This is a genomic window from Shewanella gelidimarina (assembly GCF_023283945.1).
Taxonomy (GTDB): Bacteria; Pseudomonadota; Gammaproteobacteria; order Enterobacterales; family Shewanellaceae; genus Shewanella; species Shewanella gelidimarina.
On the sequence record NZ_JAKIKW010000001.1, the window covers coordinates 90,889 to 107,842 of the forward strand.

Consider the following 16,954-nt stretch of genomic DNA (forward strand, 5'->3'; position numbering starts at 1 on the left):
ATATGACCCTTAAAGAAGGTCGGAAAAAGGTTGAATGTAAACTGTGTCACCTGGATTCAACTGGTCATCTTTTTCACCTATTACGATGAGACAGTTTCCTTTTACCATAGAGCTGAGCATCCCTGAGCCTTGAGCACCTGTTGTGGTTACATGTAACTTACCATCTGCTGCCAGATGGTAGATCCCGCGCATAAATTCGGTTCGACCGACTCGGCTGCGCAGTGGTTTTTCTGTGATTGCTGGCACCATAGTAGGTGTCCAGTTTTGCTCTCCAGCAAGTTTGCGGATAGCAGGTTGTACAAATTGTAAGAACGACACCATTACCGCGACAGGGTTACCTGGCAAGCCAAAGAACAGGCTATCGTCGATTTGTCCGAAGGCTAATGGACGACCCGGGCGCATGTTGATACGCCAAAAGTTTATCTGACCAACTTCTTCCAATACGGTTTTGATGTAGTCGGCATCACCAACAGATACGCCACCTGAACTGATCACGATATCAGCTTGCTTAGCAGCACTGGTTAACGCCTCTGCCAGTGCGGCTTCACAATCTTGAATAATGCCCAGATCGATGACTTCACAACCGAGCTTCTTCGCCATCGATTTGATGGTGTAGCGGTTGGAGTCGAAGATGCAGTTTGGCTTTAACGGTTCGCCTGGCTGGCAAACTTCATCACCGGTAGAAAATACGGCAATGGTTGGACGTTTGAAAACGGGGAGTTCGCCAAAGCCTAATGACGCGAGTAAACCTTGTTCGGCGGCATGCAGGCGAGTGTTAGCGGCCAGTGCGGCTTCGCCTTGCGCTATATCTTCGCCCGCTTGTCTTACGTGTTGGCCTAACGCCATTGCACCTTCAAACTCGACTTGGCCATCTTGCTCGTTGGCCAATTCACGCAGTTGAATGGTATCGGCTCCAGCAGGCACGGGTGCACCTGTCATGATACGCACGGCTTCGCCGTCTTGCAGCGTGCCAGCATAAGCATGGCCGGCCATGACTTCGCCCATCATGGTATAGGCCTGGTTCTCTTCGCCTAACTTAAAGGCGTAGCCGTCCATTGCCGAATTGGTGTGTTGTGGCACGTTTACAGGGGAGATAGCATCGGTCGCCAAAATGCGATTTTCGAGTTCGTCTAAATCCACTGATTCAGTGGCACTGATCGGCTTGACGTAAGAGAGAATTTTATCGATGCCTTGGCGTACAGACAAGGTGGTGCTGTTATCGAGTTCGCAACCACAAGTTGGTGCCATAGGCAGGTCAATTGGGCATGGTTTCCACGCCGTAATGTAGTCACTGACATAATCAGCAATCTGTACCACATTATTAATATCTAAGCGCTGCAGCTCACTCGGCAATTTGGTGTCATCGCAACACGCCACGGCAAGAATATTTTCATCATGGGTGTGAATAAAAGGCTTACCATGCGCGGCGCGGTGGAGTTCAATTTTAGGCAGTTCTAATTTTTTGAAACCTTCAACCAACACAATATCAACACTGTCTGTTTCAATCTGCTTGAGCAGGTAAGGCAGTTCAGGATCTGAATCTCTGGCATCTTCGGTCATCAACGCCCAGCGTATATGAGAGGCGACTAACATCTGCTTGGCGCCGGCTTTACGCATCTCAAAGCTATCTTTACCCGGAATATCAACGTCAAAGTTGTGATGAGCATGCTTGATGACGGCAAGTCGAATTCCACGGCGATTAAGCTCAGGGATTAATTGCTTTAATAATGTGGTTTTACCGGTGCCACTATAGGCACAAAATCCGAGAACAGGGATAGGTAGCGGATTCGTAAAAGGTATGCTCATTTACACCTCTGGTTGTTCTTTTCGCTGGCGATGGCTTCGCTAAGCTGCTGTTTTTGTTCTGGCGTATTCACGTTAATAAAGGCATTTGGTTGGTCGCTAAAGTCTGTCACAACATAATTGTGTTTGGCGTACCAAAAATCTATCTTGCGTTCGCCAGCATCTAAGAATGCTTTCATTGACGTGCGTAAGCTGGGCTTTAATAACATGACGACGGGTTGCTCACGTTTACCGTCACTAGCCACTGCAAGCTCTGCATCTTCAGCGATTAACTGCGCTAGCATTCTGGCCACCAAATCTGTTGGTAGCAATGGGCAATCACAGGGAACAACCATCAAATAGTCTGCTTGAGTGTGACTCATCGCAGTGATCATACCTGCTAATGGGCCTAAGTAACCCGTATCTTGATCACTTATCACCTGAAAGCCAAATTCAGAATACACCTTTTGATTACGGTTTGCGTTGATCAGGATCTCCTTAACTTGAGGTCGAATCCTATCAATTGTATGTTTAATCATCGGTTGGCTTTCTAATTCAACTAAGCCTTTATCATTGCCACCCATACGTCTGGCCATTCCGCCGGCGAGGATCACTGCATCGATCTTTGTCATCACATATTCCTGTTATTAGTTGCAGCTTACGTAACAATAGCAATCATACTCCGTCGCTCCATAACTTAATGCTGGCGCGGTAGCAATTTTAGCAAGGCTATTTGACCATACTGTTTAACATGTTGGGATTGATATGGACTGCTAAAGTCGGTGCTGCGGCATGCACCATGTCATTGGTGCTAATTTTGTTATTGTCGATTAGCCATGCATGATCGCAGATTTGCGTCAGCATACATGATTGATGGCTACTAATAATCATTCCTGTGCCTTGCTGTTTTAGATCTGAGACCATCTGCAACACAAGTCGTTGAGAATGCTTATCCATATTTGATGTTGGCTCATCGAGCATCAACAGCTTGGGTTCGACAATCCAGGCTCGAGCTATCGCCAATCGTTGTCGTTCACCGCCAGATAAACTAGAGGCAGATTGGCCTAATAGATGGCTTAACTGGGCCATTTCAATTGCTTGTTCAGTGCGTGCACTCAGCTTTGCCTTATCTTCGCTTGAGAATGCTAAAGGATAAGTCAGGTTATAAAGCACACTCCCATCAAAAAGGTAGGGGTGCTGATGCAGATAAAGCGCTTTACCAACAATAGCATTACTACGCCACCATGGGGCCAGTGAATAACCGACGGCCTGTACTTGGCCGTGACTGGGTTTAATCAGTCCTGCAAGTAATTTCATTAATGTGGTTTTCCCGCTGCCATTATCACCCTGTAGGTGGATCACTTGCTTCTGCGGAAAAATAAGCTCTTGAGCGCTAAACAGATGCTTATCATCGAAACGCATCTCAAGATCTTGTGCAATAATTTTTGCCATGCTAATTAATGACTCCTCGGCTCGGCCTTGCCTCTTAAGCTTCCTAAGGCAAAGTTTAGCACTAGTGCTAATACTAACAGTACCAGCCCAAGCGCTATCGCTTGAGCAAAGTCGCCTTTGCTGGTTTCTAAGGCGATAGCGGTTGGAATATTTCGAGTGACGCCAGCAATATTACCACCGACCATCATCGAGCAGCCTACCTCGGTCAGGATGCGGCTAAATGCGGCGATTATAGTTAATAATAGTGGCACTTTAAGCTCTCTGCAGACGGCCCAAATGGCGCTGTACCAAGGCGCACCCAATGTTCGAGAGGTTTCCCAAGCGCGGCGGTCAACACTGGTGAAAGCGGCTTGGCTCATGGCGACAATCACGGGTGCACAAATCATCATCTGCCCTAAGATCATGCCTTGTTGGGTAAAAAGCCATTTTAGATCGCCAAGCGGTCCCATCCTCGTTAACAAAAGATAGACCAATAATCCGATGACAACAGTAGGAATGGATTGCAGGGTTTGAATCAAGTTAGTGACGAGCCAGCGACCACGGAAGCGAGAAAAGGCCAATATGAAGCCGAGCACCATTGAAGGCAGCAAAGTAATCACTAATGCTGCCAATGATACTGAAAAGGATACCGATATAATGGACCAGACTTCTGGATCCAATGAAAACAGCAGGCTTAACGCCTGCTGTGTTAGGGCTAACCAGCCTTCATTCATTCGCTATATGTTGCCTTGAACAATTGCTCACCTTTAACTTTATAGTTATTGATCATTGTTTGCGCTTCAGCGCCGATCAGCCAGTCGCTTAATGCTTTAGCCCCTTTATGATTTAAGTCAGGGTACTTGTCAGCATTAATCAGCATGATTTGGTATGGATTCGCTAGAGCTTCACCACCATCAAAGTCTACTGCAAGACCTATTTTACCTGAGTATGCTACGAAAGTACCACGGTCAGATAAAGTATAACCTTGTAATTCGTTTGCCATTAATAGCGTTTTACCCATACCTTGGCCTACAGAAGTATAACCTGCAAATTCTGGCTTAACATTGGCTTTTCCCCAAAGAATAAGTTCTTTCATATTGGTGCCTGAGTTGTCACCACGTGAAATGAACGGTGTATCTGATTTAGCTATCTTGGCAAATGCCGCTTCTGCTGACTTGCTAGAACGGATGTTAGCGGGATCGTTTTTTGGGCCTAGGATAACAAAATCGTTTTCCATTATCCCGCGTGGAAGTCTGCCATAACCTTCAGAAACGAACTTGGCTTCTGCTGCAGGGGCGTGTGTCATTACAACATCAACATCACCTTGGCGAGCAAGCTTAAGGGCTTTACCCGTTCCGGTTGCAATCACCTGTACTTTATAACCGCTTTCGGCTTCGAAAGTCGGTAAAAGGTTGTTTAACAAACCTGAGTTTTCAGTACTGGTTGTGGTTGCTAGCTTAATAACTTCATTGGCTTGAACTGGCATTCCAACAAACAATGCGGCAGTCACAGCAAGACCAATAACGCGTTTAAGGTTTAACATTTTTACTCCTTGGCAAATATATATGGGTCACTCTATACCTGAGTCACCGCTGGGAAGTGAAATCACTTGTCTGTTTAAGAGCAAGTTTAATGCCATTTTTAAATTCGAGTATTTTGTATCACATCAGTCGCTTAAGTGTGAGCTTGCTCCCATGCTTATCCAAAATCATTCAGACAATATGTCCCAACATCACTAAACCGTGGTTCATAGTGACCTATTTTTACCACTTAGGTGTTAGACTTTATTCATTGTGAGTCAAAATGTCCTGTTTAAGACAAGATGAACCAGAGAGTAAATGATATGAAGCCAATTCCTTCCGCTGTATCGGTACTAATTGTTGACGATGAGCCTGGTATGCGCAGTTTTTTGAAAAAGGCACTCGCCAAGAAATTTGCGTTGGTAGAAACCGCTTCCAGTGTTGAGGATGCAGAGCAACTGCGCTCGCGTTGTCATTTTGATCTGCTGATTGTCGATATTCGCTTGCCTGGCCGATCAGGTATTGAATGGCATGAAGCGCTCGATGATCAAGAGAGGCGTTCTGACATCATCTTTATGACGGGTTATGCCGATATGGACGTAGCCATCAAAGCGCTTCGTGCTGGCGCGTCAGACTTTATTATGAAGCCCTTCCATCTCGAGCAGATGATGAAAGCGGTTGACCGCTGTATTGAGCGACGCTTATTGAAGCGTGAAAACTTAATGCTGCGCCGTGAAGTCTCCTTCAATCAGTCGTCCACCATTATTGGCCAAAGCGATGCCATGACTGAGGTAAAAGATGTTATTGCACGCGTAGCACCGACAAATGCCGTGGTGTTAATTGAAGGTGAGTCGGGAACCGGCAAAGAGCTGGTGGCTAGACAATTACACATCTTAAGCGGACGCCAAGGGCCATTTGTACCGGTCAATTGTGGTGCGATTGCGCCAGAGTTGCTTGAGAGTGAACTCTTTGGTCATTCTGCAGGCGCGTTTACGGGGGCAAAAGGGAACCGTGAAGGATTGTTTAGTTTTGCTTCGGGTGGCACTCTTTTCCTTGATGAAATCGGTGAGATGCCGTTAAAAATGCAAACGGCTTTACTGCGCGTATTAGAGCAAAAAACCATAAGACCCGTGGGCAGTGAGAAAGAGATTAATATTGATGTCCGAGTGCTTGCGGCGACTAACCGTAAGTTATCTGAAGAGGTCGAGGCGGGTAACTTTAGACGTGATCTCTATTATCGCTTAAACGTCCTCGATATTGTCATTCCGCCACTACGAGATAGACCCGAAGATATCGTTGAGCTGACACATCACTTTACCTGCCAATTGGCCGCGGAACTTGGGGTTAAAGAGGTGGTTTGGAGTCATGAAGATTTGCTTAAACTACAGCAACACGAATGGCCTGGTAATATCCGCGAGCTGCGTAATATGATTGAACGCTGTATATTACTCGGCAAACCACCTGCCGAGTACTGGAAAGCCCAGCCTAAGGCTGAGATGGTTGTCGAATCAGGCTATCCGCTGCAATGGGCCTTGAAGGATGTTGAGCGTGACCACGTGACTCGCGTTGTGGATATACACGGTGGTAATAAATCAGCGGCAGCCAGAGATCTTGGCGTGTCGCGTAAAACGCTAGACCGCAAGTACAAAGAGTGGTTTGGCGGCGAAAAGAACATTGAAGAATAACGCGTTAGTCAGGAGAGTTTAGGTGTCATTTTTTTCCAATATATTCGGTGTTAGCTGGCAGCAGATGCAGGCAAAGGTGCGCTATCGCATTCTTATTCTGACCCTGCTACCGATTTTGTTAACACTGGTTAGCCTAGTGTTTATTACCATCTATTGGAATATAAGCTACACAGGAAAGCAGCTCTTTATGAAAGTAAAAGCTGATTTAACGGTGGCTAACAATACCCTTATTTCAGTGCAAACCATTCAAGAGAAGCAACTTGAACTGGTAATGGAATCCTGGGCATTTCAAAATGATTTCAGAAAGCTAAATTTCAATGGAAAATTGACTAGAGAAGAGCTGAGACAGCAACTCACTTTGGCTAAAGTTGATATCGATTTAGACTTCTTACGTTTGATCACTGTCGCTGAAGCGGCGGCAGACCCTGACATACGCCAAATGTTACCTCATATTGAGGGTCACGAACCATTTTCTGGGTTAATGGTGTTATCACCCAGTCACCTTTCTCGCATTGATCCTGTTCTGGCGGAACAAGCCAAAGTGACGGTGATGAAAACGCAAAGAGCGATGGAGCCAGTCAAGACGGAAGAGAAGCGCGGTTTATTAAGTCGTTCATTGCTGCCTATCCCGGACGCATCAGGCAATGTGGCTTGGTACTTAGATGGTGGTATTTTATTAAATCGAGATAGTCGTATTGTCGACCATATTCGTGATCTCGTTTATGACAAGGGAACATTGCCCGAACGTTCCATCGGCACAGTAACCATCTTCCTCGACAATATCCGTATTAGCACTAACGTCCCGTTGCACTTTTTCCCCAAAGGAGATGAAGAACGTGGCAGAGCACTAGGCAGTTTAGTGTCATCAGAGGTACGTGAAAAAGTCTTAAATCAAGGCCTGTTATGGGTTGATCGCGCCTTTGTATTTAATGATTGGTTTATCTCGGCTTATGCCCCTTTAAAGGATGTGCAAGGTAAACGTATCGGTATGATCTATACCGGATTTTCTGAATCTCCCTTTATCCATAACTATTTACTCAATATTATCGAACTCGGCACTATTTTAATGTTGGTATTATTGGTTTCTGGCTGGTTGGTTTATCGCGGAGCCTACAGTTTATTACAACCCATTGAGCGCATCCACCATGTTGTAAAAGCGGTGCAATCTGGGCGTGATTTACGTATTGGTTCATTGGGCCTAGATAGCGGCAATGAACTGTCGAATCTTGCAGAGCAATTCGACCGAATGCTGGATCTATTACAACGACGCAATACTCAGATCCAAGCCGCTGCAGAGCAGCTGGAGGTCAAAGTTGAAGAGCGCACTCGCAGCCTGCAGGAAAAAACGGAAGAGCTACAAGCGAACGTTGCCTTGCTTAATGAAACCCGCCAGCAGCTGGTGATCAATGAAAAATTAACCGCGTTAGGTGAGTTGACTGCGGGCATTGCCCACGAAATTAATAACCCTACCGCCGTGATCCTCGGCAACATGGAGCTATTAAAATACGAATTAGGTGATAAGGCTGAAGCCGTCGAAGAAGAGATCGAATTGGTGATTCAGCAAGTAGGACGTATCAGTACCATTATTCGTAGTTTGTTGCAGTACAGCCGCCCTGGAGAGTTCAACGCACCGCTGGAAATGCATCAAATTACCCCGATTATTGAAGAGATGTTAGTTCTGGTGCGTCACTCTATACAAACTCAAAAAGTAGTTCTAAGGCAGGAGCTTAATGCGAGTTACCCTGTTCAAGTTAACCGCCCACAATTATTGCAGGTATTAATTAATATTGTGGTCAACGCCGCCCATGCAATTGATGATAAGGGTCAAATATGGATCCGTACATACGACTGGGTACAACGTGGTGAGCTTGTTGGAGTTAAAATAGAGATTGAAGATGAGGGTAAAGGTATTCCTGAAGAGGAACTTAATCGCATTTTTGACCCTTTCTACACCACGCGTAAAGATGGTACTGGTTTAGGACTATCATTAAGCTACGGTATTATTAAGCGTATTGGCGGCACTATTGAAGTGAGTTCAACGGTAGGTAAAGGCAGTTTGTTCACTATTGGTTTGTATCATACCGCGGTAGAAGAGCAGACAAATACCCCCTACGAAGGTTTGCAATTACACGGCCATCGCCCCGAGTTAGAGGAATAATCTGCTCAGAGCCAGCATTAAATAATGAAAGCCGGGATAAAAATACTGGCTAATCAAAAGTGTGTAGCAATGTCGTGCCGTTTCGGCCCTGTTGGGCTAGATATTGCGTTGGAATAGGGTGTAAGTCGTTATTCACATAGCCAGATAGAAATTTGAGACAAAAAAGCCGGGATAAAAATCCTGGCTAATAAAAAGTGTGTGAGCAATGTCGTGCAGTTTCGGTCCTGTTGGGCTAGATGTTGCGTTGGAATAGGGTGTAAGTCGTTATTCACATAGCCAGATAGAAATTTGAGACAAAAAAAAGCCGGGATAAAAATCCCGGCCACAAAAGAGTGTGTGAGCAATGTCGTGCTTTGCAAACTCGAGCTCAAAGGAGATGAGATTCCTTATCGCTTAATGAGTTCTTGGAACGCATGTGAATAATAATCATTATCACTTAGGTCTGCAAGCTTTATTTCAACTCTGTGGTTAATTAATTTAGACAACCCTACTGCACTCTAACTATATTTATAATTAACAGTGGTTTATGTAAGTATTGGTAGTCAATGTATTAACACATAAGAATTTAAGGCAAAAAAAAGCCGGGGAAAAATTCCCGGCCACTTAAGAGTGTGTGTGAGCAATGTCGTGCTAAAAACTAATAAAAAACTCGTTGCAGTATAAAGATGATGAGAACTTTATAGATTAACCTGAGTTTTGGAACGCACATTAATAGTAATGATTCTCATTTGTGTTTGCAAGTTTTATTATCAATTTTTATCTCCGAGCCGTTCTTGCAAGTGGGTTTTATTTTACTCAATACCGTTATCTGAGATCCGCTGGCAACATTCCGCTCAGTCGACTGTAAAATATACCTGCAATTTACTCGTCAATTCAAAGTCAGCGACTTCGCCATCGAGCGAGCATATTATCCACACCCATTCATTGAGCCTGTTCACCGATAATATCTCTCAAAAAATGAGGCGAAGGTGAATTAGCGGCTAAATGATAGTCAGCCTGCTGAGCCGAAAGTGGCGCTATAGCAGGGTTTTACGACCCGTCTCTTGCAAGATTTTCTCTTGTAGTACTTTTAATAGCAGACCGTAAACCGGTAAAAATAGACCCAGGCTAACGATGAGCTTGAAACCATAATCAACACTGGCAATCTCAGGCCAGTTAGCAGCCATAAAGCTATCTGTTGAGGCGTAAAATGCCAGAGAGAAAAAGACGATCGTATCAACAAGGTTGCCTATGATGGTTGAGGCTGCTGGCGCAACCCACCAAGACTTCGTTTGTCTTAATTTGGCAAATACAAAGATATCCATAAGCTGACCTATAAAATAGGCTGCAAAGCTTGCAAAGGCGATACGAAATACAAAGCTGTTGAATTCTAGCAAGGCTGCTGCACCTTGAAAGCTGCCTTGATGGAACACCACACCCATCAAGTAAGAGATGACGAGTGCGGGCAGCATGGCCAGAAAAATAATCTTTCTGGCAGCCTGCTGACCAAAAATTCTGACGGTAAGATCGGTCGCAAGGTAAACAAATGGAAAGCTAAAAGCGCCCCATGTGGTATGCAGTTCGAAGATCTGAAAGGGTAATTGCACCAAGTAATTACTGGTACAAATAATCACTATGTGAAAGCCTGCTAAAAGCAGTAACGCGCGGCGAACCTGCGTCGGAGATAACATCAACATCTTGTGGCCTTTTTTAATAAATCGGGCGGGGTGAGGGAACCCGCAATAGCGATAATCGCTATAATTTTACAATTTTTGGTTAGTAAAAATAGTGCGAACCCATAATATGGGGCGGCAAATTATAGAGCAGAATTTTTACAGAGCAAGCAGAAAAGTAATGTGGCGGCTAATTTCCTGCCACATTCGTTGTTAAGTCACTACTTTTGGTTGGCTGTGGTGTTATAACTCGGTCAATATTGACAAAATAGTGGCTAACTTGTTTTCAAGCTCAGTCCACTCTTTATCCGGTTCAGATCCTGAAACAATACCCGCACCCGCAAATAGGTTAATGCGCCCTGGTTCGATAAGTGCACTGCGGATAGCGACGGCAAACTCACTTTCATGCTTATTGAAGTAACCACACGCGCCAGCATACCAACCTCTAGCATAGCCTTCTTGTTGACGAATAAAGTTCATTGCCGGTTCTTTAGGGAGGCCACCAACAGCGGGGGTGGGGTGTAGCGCTTGGATCAGTTGAAAGTCATTAACGCCCGCTTTTAACTCCGCTCTAATTGAGCGGTGTAGATGCTGGATATGACTTAGCTTAAATATGGTTGGAAACTCTTCTGCGCCAACGTAATGGCTTAGTGGACTGAGTACATCCACAATTTGCTGTCTAACCAACTGGTTCTCGTGACTGTTCTTGGTATCGTCCAACAACTCTTGTGCCAGTGCCTTGTCCTGCTCTTGATTGATCCCTCTCACTGTTGTGCCAGCAAGCGCTTCGGTAAACAGCTCTCGTTGTCTGCGTCGATATAGGCGTTCAGGTGTACAAGAAATAAAGGCACTTTCAGGGGTAAATTGAAAACCAAATTGAAAACTATTTGGGTTTCTTCCCTGCCAGCAGGCAAGTAGCATCCAAGGGTCGACTGACTCATTAATTTCAAGTTGAGTTTGACGAGATAGCACGACTTTGGGAGTGTCTTTAATAAATTTTGGATGAGTAACTTGATTAACGAGCTCATTCCAGCGATAGCGATCAGGTTTATCGCTGCGACTCATTAACGCCACTTTATTGGGGGGGGTTAGTGGTTTTGGGTTATCAAGCGCTGCAACCGCTTGCAGTGCAATCGCAATCTCTTCTTCGAGACTGTTATCGGTAAAGCTAAGATTAATGAGTAGCTTATATTCATTGCCGCTGCGGCGTAATTCAATGCGTGGCAAGATAAAACGTGCCTTGCCAAATTCTGGCCAACTCTCATTTTTGCGATCAAAAGCGACGCCACCGTAATAACGAATGTCTTGATTACTGGTGAGGGCACGTTGCTTTTGGTATTCCGCTGACATTTCCAGATCATCAACATCATCACCAAAAAAGAAATCTTTACAGCTGCCAATGGCGGCGACTTCCTCTTCGGTGTCACGCCCTTTCCAATAGACTCTAGGATAAGTTGATTGCGCTGCTAGCCAAGCAATAACAGGGATCGCCGAAATCGTCACCGACAGCTGAATAATGGGGTCGCTGTGTGGTTGAAGAGTAAAAGATGAAAGCTTGTCTGTTAAAGACTTAATAGCATGAGACAGCAAAGGGGCGGCCAATAAATACTCCAAATAGCATTTCGTGTGGGCTGTTTAGAGGTGCTGACCTCTACTTATTAATTAACCCAGTTTCAAATTGGTAATAAGAATCTTTACACAAAGTAATATCCAGTGGGAAGAGTGTCAAGTCGGTTGCTCTACTGCTGTGAGCTATCACTGACTATTTAATCATCATGCTTTAGTTTAGCACTCAAGACTTGCCTTGGATGGAGGGTTAGAGATCCTAGTTTATTCCATTTATGGGATTTGCTGCGTCTTTTTGTCTGACTCATCATTAATCATGGTCAAAATGTCACAAGCGGCTTCCGCGTTCTTTTCTATTTGTTCCAATTAGTCGATCTAGGTTGCTATTCCCCTATCTGTCACTTGTGTACGCAGGCCCTCTTTCTGACAATAGGCGCCATTAATGTCGTTAGGATAATGAAAACCAATGAGAAACAAAAATAAAGCCCTGAAACTATCTTCTATTGCACTGGCACTTAGCGTTAGCTATCAAGTGCAAGCAGATGAGATGGAGCGGGACCCTATTCTGAATGTGACCGAAGTGATTGTGGTTCATGGAGAGAAAGCTGCGGTTACAGAATCGGCAACAACTCATTGGAGTCTTAATGAAGATGACATCAAGGCAACTGGTGCTCAGAGCTTAGATCAATTGCTAAAAAATGTACCAGGGTTATATGTTCGCGTTGGCGGACAGGGCACTCCTCGTGTTGATGTTCGCGGTTTTAAAGCGCGGCATGTTATCTACCTGATTAATGGTGTGCCAGCCAATGGCGCTGAAGATGGTCAGTTTGATCCTAGCTTAATTCCAGCAAGTCAGATTAGCTCTGTAGAAGTATCTGTTGGGCCAACATCAGTACTTTATGGCCCTGGTGGCGCGGGCGGTGTGATTAACATTATTACCAAACAAGGTGAGGATGCTCCTCGTTTATCAGGACGCTTAGAAGCGGCCCAAGACAACACGTTCAACGGTGACATCAGCGCTGCAGGCAGCGGTGACAACTGGCAGGGATTAATCAATTACAGTCGGCAGCAAACTGATGGTTGGTCTATGTCGAGTGATTATGATAATACCGAGTATCAACAAGGTGATTTACGCGAGAATGCCGATAAAACCTTAGATAATCTCTATGCTCAAGCGAGCTACTTGCTTAATGATAATACTCAGTTCATGGCGAATATGAGTTTTCGTCAAGGTGAGTGGGGTAAGCCTAGTCGAGACGGTACCGGTACTGGCAGTGTAAAATTCGAAAGAGTTGATGACTATCAAGCTAAGACATTCCAACTAGGTCTAGCACATAAATTCAATTCAATGTTCACATTGCGTGGCTTTGCTTATCACAATCAGAGTGATGTATTAGAAACCCAATACAAAGATGATAGCTATCAAGCAGTCAAAGCTCAGCAAGATGGCCGATCTACTGTCCAAGGGGCTAATCTGCAGTTTATTTCTAATTTTGACGAAGCGGGTATTTTAACCACAGCATTCATTGCTGAGAAGCAGAGCTGGGAATCGAGTGCGATCAAGAGTAGCAAAACGGATAAAGCCACAAGGAGTGGCGGAAATGGTGGTGGCGGTGGCAATGGCGGCGGTAACGGCGGTGGTGGTAACGGCGGTGGAAATGGCGGAGGGAGCGGTGGCAGTAGTGATAATTTCGATGATGAAGCTTGGCTATACACCACAGCACTAGAGTATCAATACCAAGGTGATAATTACGGCGTCACATTGGGCGGTGCATTTCACGACCAAGACCGTGTCTCAGAAGTTGAAACGGATTATTCGGGACAATTATCAGGCTATTGGCAGGCGCTAGAGCATACTCGTATCAATATGGGTATCGCCCGCAAAGTACGCTTCCCGTCTATGCGCAACCTGTATGCACAATCATCAGGTAATGCTGATCTCGAAGCCGAAGTGTCAAAGCATCTAGAGTTGGGGCTACAGCAAGATCTTGGATACTCAACAGAGCTCAATATTGCAGGCTTTTACACCGATACTGAAGACTATATTGCCAAAGATTTAACCAGTGTTTATCAAAACATGGGCGATTATAACTTCAAAGGGGTCGATCTGGAGCTAAAGAATAATAGCGTTGATGATCTCTCTATCACCTTTGCTTATAGTTTTTTAGATACAGAAGATAAATCGGCAGTTGATTCGATGCAGACTCTGGAGTATCGACCGCGCCACAAGCTGCGTTTCCAAGCGCAATACGAGTTGCCTTTTGCGATGCGGATAAATCTTAATGCCGAGCGGATCATGGACCAAATCTACTACTCACAACAAAAAGTGGCTGGTCAGAAAATCTTGGTTGAGCAGTCTCTAGGTGATTACACCTTGGTTGATATCAACCTCGTTCAACCTTTGCTTGATGACAAACTGGAGCTTTACCTAAGAGCCACCAATCTACTCGACGAGAATTACTACCAAAGTGAATCTTTACCGCAGGCCGGTCGCCAAGTGTTTATCGGCATTAATTGGCAGATCTAGGTAACGGGAGCAAATAGATGAATTTAATCGAGCTGAAAGGGATCCATTTTGGCTATGACACTCACCAAGTGGCGATCTTGGATGATCTTCATTTGTCAGTAAATCACGGAGAATGCCATTGTATCAGCGGCGCAACGGGCTGCGGTAAGTCTAGCTTACTGCATCTCATTGCGGGTGAGTTATCGAGACCCTTTGAAGGAGAGATGATTCGGCACCCGGCGCTAATGGTGGGGTTAGTGATGCAAGACCCCAATGTGCAGGTGTTACGCCAGAGTGTAGGAGCTGAAATTGCCTTTGCTCTGGAAAACCTCGGCACGCCATCGGTAAAAATGTTAGAAAAAGTACAACAAGCACTCAGGCGCGTGGGGCTATATATCAGCATCGACACGCCTGTCGATGTGCTGTCCTTGGGGCAAAAATACCGTTTGATGTTGGCTGCGCAGTTAGTATTTGAGCCAAACTTACTGTTACTCGACGAGCCTTGGACTCAGTTAGATAACCATGGGGTACAAGAGCTGTATTTTGTGCTTAAAAGTTTATTGAGTGACGGGGTAGCCATTGTGATGGTAGAACATCACCCCCAAGCCTTTGGCACGCTAATTTCTCATCTATGGCAGTTAGAACAGGGCAAATTGGTGGCGGGTTTATATTTACCGTCGGTACCACGCGAACACAAGCTCAATGTGACAGCAGCAAAAGCGACGACAAGTGAGAGCTGCGCAGAAGAAAGGGTGCGTATTTCACCGCATCGTTTTCAATTTACTGGCCGTGAAACCTTGTTCCGTTGCGCCAATACGTTAAGCCTTGCTGCAGGCGAAATCGTGGCATTGGTGGGGGATAACGGTAGCGGTAAAAGTAGCTTATTAAAAGCGCTTGCAGGGATCCAAGCTGATATCGGTCAACTGCCGTTCTCGGTACTTGGCAAGCGCCCTAAGCTGGGCATATACGGGCCTAACCTATCCTTGCTGCTGCAAAGACCGAATCGACAGCTGTTTGAACAGACGGTGTTGACCGAAATGCAATTTAGTTTACGTCGATTCAAGCTCCCACTGACTCGTGCAGAGCAGATGTTAGCGCAGCTCTCTTTAATGGGGTTAGCCGCGGCATCGCCTCATAAACTGAGCTACGGACAACAACATATCATCGCCCTAGCTTCGCTTGCATGTTTAACGCCTAAGGTGTTGCTGCTTGATGATCCTTTTGCAGGACTGGATAGCGTGCATTGCGAGAAAGTGTGGCAACTGTTGCTGCAATTGCGACAACAGGGCTGTGCCATCTTACTGTCGAGTCACCGAGAAATGTCATTGGATGATGTGGATCGAGTCTGGCACATCGAATCAGGTTTTTTGTTAGACAGGTCTGAGTCGATGGAGCAGTCCTATGCGGGTTAACCCCCTAAGAAGGTTGGCGGTGGGTAAGCGCCGTCGATTTTTGGGGCGGCTGAACAAAACCCACTATTGTGCGCTGGCATTACTATTGAGCTTATTGCTTTCGACCTCAGCATTTCTGCTGCCAAGCAGTGCACTGTGGATATTGGTGGCCCTTAATGGGGGCTTGGTCGTTCATGGACTGCTGCTTAAGAAAAAGATCAGCGCGTTACTGAAAATAGCGACAGTGCAATTGGTCACTACAATGGGACTTTACTACTTGTTTCACGGAGAGAGCCAGTTACTTGAAGGCGCCGTTGTGGTGCTGCGGGTGTTATTGGCAATGTTACCCGGCTGGTGGCTTTCAAGCACTCAACCTCCTGAGCGGCTTGGAGAAGTTTTAAGTTGGGGTTTACCCCATCAATGGGCATTTGTCGTTGCAGCGTCACTCAGCTTACTGCCTTTTATGTCACGAGAGCTAAAAGAGATCTATCAGATCCAATGTATGCGTGGTGCAAGGATCACCCCTAAAGCACTGCGTAATCCCAAGAACTGGCCGGAGTTTATTTATTGCGTGCTACTGCCGCTGCTGATCCAGTTATTAAAGCTTTCCAAGCAGATGGCAATCTCGGCAAAGCTGCGCCATTTTGGCAATGCTGCTAAAGCCACCCATTGGCCATCAACAAGAGACTCAGAATGAAATCGCATTTCGAATTAGAAGACGCGCTGTTTATCGGATTTTGCGCCACCTTATTGGTGGTCTTAAAAAGCATGTTACGACTCAAGTTAGGGCTAAGTGGTCACTCGATGTTTTTGATGACCTTTTTTTACCTACTTTGTTATGGCGCTGTCGGTAGAGTCGGTTGTATCACCGCTTGCGGATTACTGGCTGGCATTGTTGCCATGATGCTCAGTGTTGGCAAGGGCGGTCCACTCATTTTGCTTAAGTTTGGCCTGCCAGCGGTGGCAATGGATCTTACGTTATTGATGATTGCAGGCGTGTTTAAACTGCGCTGGCAATGCGTGATTGTGGCGTTAATTGGCTGTCTTGCTTGGGCGAGCAAAGGCTGGGTTGAGAATATGCTCGCAGGCATGACACACCAGATTGCGTTAACCAAGTTTGCACTTAATTTTCTACAAGGTGGAGTGTTCGCCATCGGCGCCGCACTCATCGTTCCCACGGTACTTCGGCGCTTGCAATCCCATGACTTATTGCAAGACCACCACAAACAATACAAGTAACAAACCGCCATTTAAAAATGATTA

13 protein-coding genes are annotated in these 16,954 nt (G+C 45.5%); 6 read left to right on the top strand and 7 right to left on the bottom strand.

Features of this window, described 5'->3' with window-relative positions; all coding sequences use genetic code 11:
* Window positions 1-9: 9 nt before the first annotated feature.
* The 5 genes from L2729_RS00430 to L2729_RS00450 all read right to left on the bottom strand — a co-directional run bounded on the left by L2729_RS00430 (window position 10) and on the right by L2729_RS00450 (window position 4,756).
* Complete coding sequence (locus L2729_RS00430) at window positions 10-1,806, bottom strand: bifunctional molybdopterin-guanine dinucleotide biosynthesis adaptor protein MobB/molybdopterin molybdotransferase MoeA (protein ID WP_248986458.1); 1,797 nt, start codon at window positions 1,804-1,806, stop codon at window positions 10-12.
* A complete protein-coding gene (gene mobA, locus L2729_RS00435; RefSeq protein ID WP_248986459.1) occupies window positions 1,803-2,417 on the bottom strand; it encodes a molybdenum cofactor guanylyltransferase MobA in 615 nt (204 codons plus the stop codon). The genes L2729_RS00430 and mobA overlap by 4 nt, the downstream gene beginning before the upstream one ends.
* 94 nt (window positions 2,418-2,511) lie before the next feature.
* Entirely contained in the window at window positions 2,512-3,240 is a 729-nt protein-coding gene (locus L2729_RS00440; protein WP_248986714.1) for an ABC transporter ATP-binding protein, read from the bottom strand.
* The gene (locus L2729_RS00445; RefSeq protein ID WP_248986460.1) at window positions 3,240-3,947 is read right to left on the bottom strand and encodes an ABC transporter permease; all 708 of its coding nucleotides are present in this window, start codon (window positions 3,945-3,947) and stop codon (window positions 3,240-3,242) included. Before L2729_RS00445 ends, L2729_RS00440 begins: the two co-directional genes overlap by 1 nt.
* Window positions 3,944-4,756 carry an ABC transporter substrate-binding protein gene (locus L2729_RS00450; RefSeq protein WP_101090078.1) on the bottom strand — a complete coding sequence of 271 codons (813 nt, stop codon included), beginning with the start codon at window positions 4,754-4,756 and terminating at the stop codon, window positions 3,944-3,946. Before L2729_RS00450 ends, L2729_RS00445 begins: the two co-directional genes overlap by 4 nt.
* A 279-nt stretch (window positions 4,757-5,035) precedes the next feature.
* Between L2729_RS00450 and L2729_RS00455 the strand changes: the two genes are divergently transcribed.
* Both L2729_RS00455 and L2729_RS00460 read left to right on the top strand, forming a co-directional pair.
* Complete coding sequence (locus L2729_RS00455; RefSeq protein WP_346347748.1) at window positions 5,036-6,418, top strand: sigma-54-dependent transcriptional regulator; 1,383 nt, start codon at window positions 5,036-5,038, stop codon at window positions 6,416-6,418.
* A gap of 22 nt (window positions 6,419-6,440) precedes the next feature.
* Window positions 6,441-8,576, top strand: a complete 2,136-nt coding sequence (locus L2729_RS00460; protein ID WP_248986462.1) for a sensor histidine kinase — start codon at window positions 6,441-6,443, stop codon at window positions 8,574-8,576.
* 1,016 nt (window positions 8,577-9,592) lie between these two features.
* On the opposite strand, the gene L2729_RS00465 is transcribed toward L2729_RS00460, so the two are convergent.
* Together L2729_RS00465 and L2729_RS00470 are read right to left on the bottom strand one after the other, a co-directional pair.
* On the bottom strand, window positions 9,593-10,252 hold the full coding sequence (locus L2729_RS00465) for a 7-cyano-7-deazaguanine/7-aminomethyl-7-deazaguanine transporter (RefSeq protein WP_101090075.1): 660 nt from the start codon (window positions 10,250-10,252) through the stop codon (window positions 9,593-9,595).
* A gap of 219 nt (window positions 10,253-10,471) precedes the next feature.
* Window positions 10,472-11,830 carry an isochorismate synthase gene (locus L2729_RS00470; RefSeq protein WP_248986463.1) on the bottom strand — a complete coding sequence of 453 codons (1,359 nt, stop codon included), beginning with the start codon at window positions 11,828-11,830 and terminating at the stop codon, window positions 10,472-10,474.
* 430 nt (window positions 11,831-12,260) lie between these two features.
* On the opposite strand from L2729_RS00470, the gene L2729_RS00475 reads away from it, so the two are divergent.
* From L2729_RS00475 to L2729_RS00490, 4 genes are read left to right on the top strand one after another with little or no spacing between them, the layout of a single operon-like run.
* The gene (locus L2729_RS00475; protein ID WP_248986464.1) at window positions 12,261-14,321 is read left to right on the top strand and encodes a TonB-dependent receptor plug domain-containing protein; all 2,061 of its coding nucleotides are present in this window, start codon (window positions 12,261-12,263) and stop codon (window positions 14,319-14,321) included.
* A 17-nt stretch (window positions 14,322-14,338) separates the two neighbouring features.
* Window positions 14,339-15,712: an ATP-binding cassette domain-containing protein gene (locus tag L2729_RS00480; protein WP_248986465.1), complete on the top strand. Its 1,374-nt coding sequence runs from the start codon at window positions 14,339-14,341 to the stop codon at window positions 15,710-15,712.
* Window positions 15,702-16,388, top strand: coding sequence for an energy-coupling factor transporter transmembrane component T (locus tag L2729_RS00485; protein WP_248986466.1), 687 nt, complete (start codon window positions 15,702-15,704; stop codon window positions 16,386-16,388). The genes L2729_RS00480 and L2729_RS00485 overlap by 11 nt, the downstream gene beginning before the upstream one ends.
* Entirely contained in the window at window positions 16,385-16,930 is a 546-nt protein-coding gene (locus tag L2729_RS00490; protein ID WP_248986467.1) for a core component of ECF transporter, read from the top strand. The genes L2729_RS00485 and L2729_RS00490 overlap by 4 nt, the downstream gene beginning before the upstream one ends.
* Window positions 16,931-16,954: the final 24 nt, after the last annotated feature.

Coding starts and splice junctions, on each gene's coding strand:
- L2729_RS00465 (WP_101090075.1), bottom strand. CDS start 10,252: ATGTTGATGTTATCTCCGACGCAGGTTCGCCGCGCGTTACTGCTTTTA.
- L2729_RS00480 (WP_248986465.1), top strand. CDS start 14,339: ATGAATTTAATCGAGCTGAAAGGGATCCATTTTGGCTATGACACTCAC.
- L2729_RS00450 (WP_101090078.1), bottom strand. CDS start 4,756: ATGTTAAACCTTAAACGCGTTATTGGTCTTGCTGTGACTGCCGCATTG.
- L2729_RS00475 (WP_248986464.1), top strand. CDS start 12,261: ATGAGAAACAAAAATAAAGCCCTGAAACTATCTTCTATTGCACTGGCA.
- L2729_RS00445 (WP_248986460.1), bottom strand. CDS start 3,947: ATGAATGAAGGCTGGTTAGCCCTAACACAGCAGGCGTTAAGCCTGCTG.
- L2729_RS00430 (WP_248986458.1), bottom strand. CDS start 1,806: ATGAGCATACCTTTTACGAATCCGCTACCTATCCCTGTTCTCGGATTT.
- L2729_RS00490 (WP_248986467.1), top strand. CDS start 16,385: ATGAAATCGCATTTCGAATTAGAAGACGCGCTGTTTATCGGATTTTGC.
- L2729_RS00455 (WP_346347748.1), top strand. CDS start 5,036: ATGAACCAGAGAGTAAATGATATGAAGCCAATTCCTTCCGCTGTATCG.
- L2729_RS00485 (WP_248986466.1), top strand. CDS start 15,702: ATGCGGGTTAACCCCCTAAGAAGGTTGGCGGTGGGTAAGCGCCGTCGA.